The sequence below is a fragment of the Streptomyces sp. genome, assembly GCF_035563135.1.
Classification (GTDB): Bacteria; Actinomycetota; Actinomycetes; order Streptomycetales; family Streptomycetaceae; genus Streptomyces.
In genome coordinates this window covers 1-2,194 of sequence record NZ_DATMVN010000645.1, presented here as the reverse complement: position 1 = coordinate 2,194, position 2,194 = coordinate 1, and the positions used below count along the sequence as shown (strand labels likewise).

The window sequence follows — 2,194 nt, the reverse complement described above, 5'->3', positions numbered from 1 at the left end:
CTGCGCCTGCTGGGCCGCGGAGCCTGGTGGTCGGCGGTCGGCCTGAACGCCGGCGGGGCACTGCTGCACGTCGCCGCGCTGAAGTACGGACCGCTCACCCTGGTCCAGCCGCTCGGCGCGCTCACGCTCGTCCTCGCCGTCCCGCTCGGCGCCCGTTCCGCGGGCCGCCGGGTCAGCCGTACGGAATGGCGAGGCACGCTCCTCACCCTCATCGGCCTCGCCGCGCTGCTCCTGGCCGCGGGCGGCGCCGCGCCGCACGACACGCTGACCCTTCCCGAGGCCCTGGGAGTCGGCGCCGTCACCATGGGGCTCGTCGCCGCGCTCAGCCGTCCGGGCACCCGGCCCGGACTCCGGCACGCGGCGGCCTCGGGCATCACGTCCGGGGTGGCCTCCGCCCTCACCCAGACCCTCACGGTCACCGCGACCGACCACTCGGGCCCGCTGCTGGACCTGCGGCTGGTGACCGTGGCGGTGCTCGTCTCCTTCTTCGCCCTGGGCGGCCTGCTGCTCTCCCAGACCGCCTACCGGGGCGGCCTCGGCGCACCCCTCGCCGTGGTCACCCTCGCCAATCCGGTCGCCGCCGCCGTGATCGGACTGGTCCTGCTCGGCGAACGCCTCCAGGGAGGGGCGCTCGGCCTGATCCCCGCGTTCATCGGGGCCGCTGCCGCCGCCCGGGGCGTGACACTGCTCAGCCGCGCGCAGGCGGGGACCCCCGCCCCGGCCGCTGCCGCCCGGGTCCCGGCCGTCACGAGGCCACGGTCCAGGATCGTCGCCGGCGGCCGGCCCCGCGCCGCCGTACACGCCGAGGAGCCGCTCGTGCCGCACCCGGAGCCCGCCGGGACAGCAGGCGGCCCCGTCCGGCCGGGGAAGAGGTGGTGAGGGTGCGGGAGTGACACGGTACGCATCCTCGAACACGCCGGGACAAGGTGATCACAGCTCCGCGGCGAGCTCCGTGCCCTGGCGGATCGCACGCTTGGCGTCCAGCTCGGCGGCCACATCGGCGCCGCCGATCAGATGCACGGCACGCCCCGCGGCGCGCAGTTCCTCGTACAGCTCACGGCGCGGTTCCTGACCCGCGCACAGCACCACGGTGTCGACCGGGAGCACCTGCTGCTCGCCGTCCACGGTGAGGTGCAGGCCCTCGTCGTCGATCAGGTCGTAGGACGCACCCGCGATCATCGTCACGCCGCGCCGGCGCAGCTCCGTGCGGTGGATCCACCCGGTCGTCCTCCCGAGTCCGGCCCCGACCTTGCTCGCCTTGCGCTGGACCAGGTGCACCGTGCGCGGCGGCTGCGGACGTTCCGGCGTACGCAGCCCGCCCCGGTCCGCGTAGTCCGTGTCCACACCCCACTGCCGGAAGAAGACCTCCGGGTCCGTACCCGCCGCCTCACCGCCGTCGGTCAGGAACTCCGCGACGTCGAAACCGATCCCGCCCGCCCCGACGACGGCCACCCGGTCACCGACCCGCGCACCGTCGCGCAGGACGTCCAGATAGCTGACCACACTGGGATGCCCGATGCCGGGGACGGCGGGGGAGCGGGGCTCCACGCCGGTGGCCAGGACGACCTCGTCGAAGCCGTCGAGTGCGACGGACGTGGCCCGGGTGCCGAGCCGGAGCTCGATCCCTTCCTCGGCGAGCCGGGTGCGGAAGTAGCGCAGCGTCTCGTCGAACTCCTGCTTGCCCGGCACCCGGCGTGCCACGTTCAGCTGTCCGCCTATCTCGCCGGCCGCGTCGAACAGCGTCACCGTGTGCCCGCGCTCGGCGGCCGTGACCGCGCACGCCAGTCCTGCGGGCCCGGCGCCGACCACCGCGACGTGCTTACGGACACGGGTGGGCGAGAGCACCAGTTCCGTCTCGTGGCAGGCGCGCGGATTCACCAGGCAGGAGGTGATCTGCAGGCTGAAGGCGTGGTCCAGGCAGGCCTGGTTGCAGCCGATGCAGGTGTTGATCGCGTCGGCGCGGCCCTTTGCCGCCTTGGCGACGAAGTCGGGGTCGGCGAGGAAGGGCCTGGCCATCGACACCATGTCCGCGCGGCCCGAGGCGAGCACCTCCTCGGCCAGCTCGGGGGTGTTGATGCGGTTTCCGGTCACCAGCGGTACGGACACCGCGCCCCGCACCTTCTCCGTCACCCAGGTGAAGGCGCCGCGCGGCACGGACGTCGCGATGGTCGGGATGCGGGCCTCGTGCCAGCCG

Annotated in this window: 2 protein-coding genes; one reads left to right on the top strand and one right to left on the bottom strand. The window is 74.4% G+C overall.

From position 1 onward, the window contains the following. Positions 1-879: DMT family transporter (locus VN520_RS28835; RefSeq protein ID WP_325749889.1), on the top strand; the 879-nt coding region annotated here is incomplete at its 5' end. Between the two features lie 51 nt (positions 880-930). On the opposite strand, the gene VN520_RS28830 is transcribed toward VN520_RS28835, so the two are convergent. Beyond that, a partial coding sequence (locus VN520_RS28830; RefSeq protein WP_325749888.1) for an FAD-dependent oxidoreductase occupies positions 931-2,194 on the bottom strand: 1,264 nt, incomplete at its 5' end.